The following is a 4,804-nucleotide window of genomic DNA, read 5'->3' as shown; positions in this document are numbered from 1 at the left end:
GGTCCCCCGGCCGGCCGCCGACGCCGTGCGGCGGGCCTCTGCGCGGCGCTGGCCTGCTCGGCGCTGCTCACCGGGCCGGGACCCGCCGCCGCACACGGCGTGCCCCTGGCACCCTCACCCCCCTCGCCTTCGCCTTCGCAGACCGTTCCGGGACCGGACTGGAGTCCCTGCAGGCCCGGCAGCCCATGGGACTGCGCCACGGTGAAGGTGCCGCTCGACCACGCCGCCCCCGCGGGCCGCACCATCGACCTGGCGGTCGTCCGCCGGCAGGCCACCGATCCCGGTCGGCGCATCGGCACCCTCTTCGTGAACCCCGGCGGTCCCGGGGGCCCCGGGACCGTGCAGGTGCCGCAGAACTACGACGCCTTCCCCGAGGAACTGCGGAAACGGTTCGACATCGTCAGCTGGGACCCGCGCGGGATCGGCAACAGCACGGCCGTGAACTGCTTCGCCACCGCCGAGGAGGCCAAGACCTGGGCGGCCCGCCCACCCGCCGGCTTCCCGGTGGGAGCACAGGAGCGCAAGGCGTGGATCGACGCCTACGAGGACCTCGGCCGGCGCTGCGAGAAGCGCGACCCGGACCTGCTGCGCCACGTGTCGACCGCCGACACCGCCCGGGACCTCGACCTGCTCCGCCGCGCGGTGGGCGACCCGCGGCTGAACTACCTCGGCGTCTCCTACGGCACGATCCTCGGCGCCACCTACGCCAACCTCTTCCCCGGCCGCGTCCGCGCCATGGTCCTCGACAGCAACATCGCCCCCCGGGCCTGGACCGGCGGCGCCCCGCAGGCGGACCCCCGCACCACGACCCTCCTGCGCATGGGCTCGGACCGCACCGCCGCCGCCACCCTGGACCGGTTCCTCACGCTGTGCGGATCGGCGCCCGCGGCCCGCTGCGCCTTCTCGGCGGGCAGCCCCCAGGCCACCCGCGACAAGTACCACCGGCTGATGCAGCGGCTGCGGGAGCGCCCGATCGGCTCGTGGACGTACGCCAGGACGGTCGCCGACACGGTGAACGGCCTCTACATCGTCGACCCCGGCTGGACGGCTCTCGCGGGCAGGCTCCAGGAGCTGTCGCAGGGCCGTTCCCCCGGGCCGCCGGTGTACCCGCCACCGCCGCCGGTGGACCGGCCGGACCCGTACCTGGGGGAAGAGCAGGCCGCGGCCGTGTGGTGCGCCGACAGCCCCAACCCGCGCGACCCCGCCGCGTACCACCGCCTGGAAGAGGACAGCGCCCGGCGGGCCGGCGACGCGGGACGCTTCTGGACGTGGGCGGCGGAACCCTGCGCCACCTGGCCGGCCCGGTCCGCCGCCGGGTACGACGGCCCGTGGAACGGGCCCACCGCCCGTCCCGTCCTGGTGATCGGGACCCGGTTCGACCCCTCCACGCCCTACACGGGCGCCCAGGCCATGGCCGCCGAGCTGGCTGACGCCCGCCTGCTCACGAACGACGGTTACGGGCACACCGCGCTGTTCAACAACGGCAGCAGCTGCGTCAGCGCGTACGAGAGCCGCTACTTCGTCGACGGGACGCTCCCGCCCCCCGGCACGGTCTGCCGCCCGGACCGGGTTCCCTTCACCTGACGGCCCCGTCAGTACGAGTGGTCGACCGTGACGTCGGCCGCCAGCCTGAGCGCGGCTTCGGCCGGTGCCCCGCGCAGCCCCAGCAAGGTGAGGGTCAGGGCATCGATCACCGTGAGGTGGGCCAGTCGGCTGGCGACGGTTTCGAGCCCGAAGACCAGGTCCTGGCCGCCCGCGACGAGCGTGCGGTCGCTGGACTCGGTCAGGGGCGAGCGGGCGTAGCTGGTGAGGGCGATGACCGGGGTCCCGGCCTGCCGTGCGCGCCGGGCGGCGTCCACCGTGCTGCGCGTGGCTCCGGTGTGACTGATGGCCAGGCACGCGTCGGCGGGGGTCAGCTGCGCGGCGGCCAGCAGCGCGGTCAGGGGGTCGGCCGGCGCGTCGACCGCGCAGCCCAGTGCGCGCAGCCGGTAGGCGGTGTCCAGTGCGACCGCGCCGGACAGTCCCGCGCCGACCACCAGTACCCGGCGGGCCGCGTCGATCGTTCGGGCGGCCGCGCGCAGGTGGTCCGGGGTCACGGTCGCCAGTACCCCGTCGAGTGCCTCCCGGGCGGCGCGGACCGTGTCGGTCAGGGCACGGGCGGCCGGGTCCTGGTCCCGGGAGGGCTCGGGGGCCGGCGCCTGCCGGGCGGCGGCGATCTTCAACTCCTGGTACCCGCGGAACCCCAGCCGCTGACATGCCCGTACGACGGAGGACGGCGCGGTGCCGGCCAGCGTCGCGACGTCGCTGACGCTGAGGTGCACCAGCTCGGCGCCCTTGTCCAGGACCACCTGCGCGACACGTGCCTCGGTGTCGCGCAGCTCGGACAGGTGGGCCCGGATGTGGGCGGCGAGCCCGCCCTGGGTGGAATGAATTTCCATGGATGTATCCTACCAAGGAATCTCATTCCATCATCAGTCGTGGGGAGCCCGCGTGCCCACAGCCCTGCCGTCCATGACGGGTACCGCCGCCGTGCCCGTCGTCGTCCTCGCCTCCGCGCTGCTGCACGCGGTCTGGAACGGCCTCACCCACGGCCTGCGCGACAAGCTGGCCGGCTTCACGCTCATCAGCCTCGCCTCCGCCGGCTGCGGGGCCGTCCTCGTCTGTCTGGCCCCCGCGCCCGATCCGGCGGCCTGGCCGTACATCGCCGCCTCCGCCGCGCTGCAGGTCGCGTACCAGCTCCTGCTCCTGCGCGCCTACCAGCTCGGGGACTTCGGCCAGATGTACCCGACCGCCCGGGGCACCTCACCCGTCGTGGTGGCCCTGGTCTCCACCGCCCTCCTCGGTCACGCCCTGCCCGTCGGCCAGGCCCTCGGCATCGCGGTGATCGCCTGCGGCCTGGTCGGCCTCGCCGTCGCCGACGGTGTCCCCCGCCGCGCCCAACTGCCCGCGCTGGCCGCCGCGCTCGGCACCGGCGTGATGATCGCCTCGTACACCCTCGTCGACGGCACGGGCGTCCGCGCCGCCGGCAGCGTCATGGGCTACCTCGCCTGGCTCTTCCTCTGCCAAGGACTCGCCCTCCCCCTCATCGCGTGGTCCATACGGGGCCCCGCCCTGCTGACCGCCCTGCGCCCGCTCTACGGCCGTGGGCTGGCCGGTGGGCTGCTCTCGCTCCTCGCGTACGGGCTCGTGGTCTGGGCGCAGTCCCGCGGCGACCTCCCCACCATCGCCGCCCTTCGGGAGACCAGCATCGTCTTCGGCGCCCTGATCGGCGCGGTCGTCTTCCGCGAACGCCTCGGCCACCGGCGCATCACGGCGAGCGTCGCCGTCCTGGCGGGCATAGCGATACTCCAACTCGCCGGCAGCGCGTGAGGGCGGGCGCGTCCAGGCGGGGCTACATGCCCCAGATCCGGGCCATGAAGAAGCCCGCGACCATGAGCGCACCCAGCACGATCAGGAAGACGAACACGCCCGGGTGCTCCCAGAGGCCTCCGTCCGCGCGCTCGCGGTGAGCGGATGCCGTCGAGCCTTCCGCCGGTGGCGTCTCACCGGGCGGCACTCTGGATGTTGACATGCGATCCTCCAAGCCTGCTCGATCTCCTCGGTCCGGCGATGGGGCCGGTGGACCCGGGAGGGCCGGTCCGCAGGCGGCCGAACGTCCGGTTCGCGCCGGCGATGTCCGCAGCAGACGGGACGGGCCGTGCGTGAGGGACCCTGGAAAACCCAGCATCGTGGTACACGGGACACCGGCAAAGTCGCATCGTTTCCGCAGCGATGCAGTAGGCCTGCGGTGCGGTGGCCGTGGCTCCGGAGGCCTCGTTTCGGGGTAGGGAACTTCCATGAGGCCGATCGGTGAGCACCGGGCAGGGGCCGCGGAGCGGGAGCGATGGCTGCGTTACGCCGCTGCCGCCGCTGCCGTGGCCACGACAGCGGTAGCGGGCTCGTTGCCCGTCGATCCGGCGGGCTCCTGGTACCGGAGCCTGCGCAAGCCCGTGTGGCAGCCTCCGTCATGGCTGTTCGGTGTGGTGTGGCCGCCGCTGTACGCCTCCCTCGCCCTGGCGGGCGGGCATGCGTTCGGCCGGGCCCGGGGCACGGAACGCAAGGGGCTGGCCGTTGCCTTCGGGGCGAACCTGCTCCTGAACGCCGCGTGGCCCTGGCTGTTCTTCGCCTGCCGCAGCCCGCGGGCCGGGGTGGCCGGCACGCTGCTGTTGGACGCCGGCAATGCGGAGCTCATCCGACGGATCGCCCGCGTCGATGCGGTCGCGGCCCGCACGCTGCTGCCGTACGCGGCCTGGTGCGCCTTCGCCACCGCTCTGAACACCTCGATCGCACGGCGCAACACGACCCGGGCTTGAATGGTCAGCCCGTAGTGGTGGTCTCGGCGTCGACCCCGGCGAAGAACTCGTCGGCAATGACGCGGGCACGGTCGAGGTCGGTGAACGGTTCACCGACGATGCGTCCGGCAAGCTCGGTCGCCAGTCCGAGGATGTCCTCGCGAAGTTCGGCCCGGGCGACGACCCGGTCCGCCTCAAGCTGCACCGTGGCCGCGGCGACAAGTTCCTCCCGCACCTTCTGCCCCTCCGCGCGAACAGCGGCGAGGAGTGCTGCGCCTTCCTCGTGCGCGGCCTGACGGATCTGTGCCGCCTCGTGCCGGGCGGCACTCAACCGGGCCTGGTACTCGGCGTGAAGGCGCCGCGCCTCCAACTGGGCTTGCCCGAGCAGGTCGGCTACCGGGGACCGACGGCGTGCGCCGCTGCCGGGATCACCTACCGCCAGCTCGACTACTGGGCCCGGACCGGGCTCGTGG

At 73.9% G+C, this 4,804-nt stretch carries 6 protein-coding genes and 1 pseudogene; 4 read left to right on the top strand and 3 right to left on the bottom strand.

All coding sequences use genetic code 11. From position 1 onward, the window contains the following. A partial coding sequence (locus ABZW32_RS38820) for an alpha/beta fold hydrolase (RefSeq protein ID WP_356225498.1) occupies window positions 1-1,584 on the top strand: 1,584 nt, incomplete at its 5' end. Window positions 1,585-1,592: 8 nt separating this feature from the next. Here the strand turns inward: ABZW32_RS38820 and ABZW32_RS38815 are convergent. Further along, complete coding sequence (locus ABZW32_RS38815) at window positions 1,593-2,438, bottom strand: MurR/RpiR family transcriptional regulator (protein ID WP_356225496.1); 846 nt, start codon at window positions 2,436-2,438, stop codon at window positions 1,593-1,595. A 73-nt stretch (window positions 2,439-2,511) separates the two neighbouring features. On the opposite strand from ABZW32_RS38815, the gene ABZW32_RS38810 reads away from it, so the two are divergent. Then, entirely contained in the window at window positions 2,512-3,369 is an 858-nt protein-coding gene (locus ABZW32_RS38810) for a DMT family transporter (RefSeq protein ID WP_356225500.1), read from the top strand. A 22-nt stretch (window positions 3,370-3,391) separates the two neighbouring features. On the opposite strand, the gene ABZW32_RS38805 is transcribed toward ABZW32_RS38810, so the two are convergent. Next, window positions 3,392-3,727, bottom strand: coding sequence for a DUF6480 family protein (locus tag ABZW32_RS38805; RefSeq protein WP_356225494.1), 336 nt, complete (start codon window positions 3,725-3,727; stop codon window positions 3,392-3,394). A 109-nt stretch (window positions 3,728-3,836) separates the two neighbouring features. Between ABZW32_RS38805 and ABZW32_RS38800 the strand changes: the two genes are divergently transcribed. Then, the gene (locus ABZW32_RS38800) at window positions 3,837-4,352 is read left to right on the top strand and encodes a TspO/MBR family protein (protein ID WP_356225493.1); all 516 of its coding nucleotides are present in this window, start codon (window positions 3,837-3,839) and stop codon (window positions 4,350-4,352) included. 4 nt (window positions 4,353-4,356) lie between these two features. Here the strand turns inward: ABZW32_RS38800 and ABZW32_RS38795 are convergent, their stop codons facing one another. Next, the gene (locus ABZW32_RS38795; protein WP_356225491.1) at window positions 4,357-4,662 is read right to left on the bottom strand and encodes a hypothetical protein; all 306 of its coding nucleotides are present in this window, start codon (window positions 4,660-4,662) and stop codon (window positions 4,357-4,359) included. 6 nt (window positions 4,663-4,668) lie between these two features. Between ABZW32_RS38795 and ABZW32_RS38790 the strand changes: the two are divergent. Next, window positions 4,669-4,804: pseudogene (locus tag ABZW32_RS38790) on the top strand (MerR family transcriptional regulator); the annotation flags it as partial.

Origin of the sequence: Streptomyces sp. NPDC004667 (genome assembly GCF_040609475.1) — a bacterium.
Taxonomy (GTDB): Bacteria; Actinomycetota; Actinomycetes; order Streptomycetales; family Streptomycetaceae; genus Streptomyces.
This window is presented reverse-complemented; position numbering and strand designations above follow the sequence as displayed.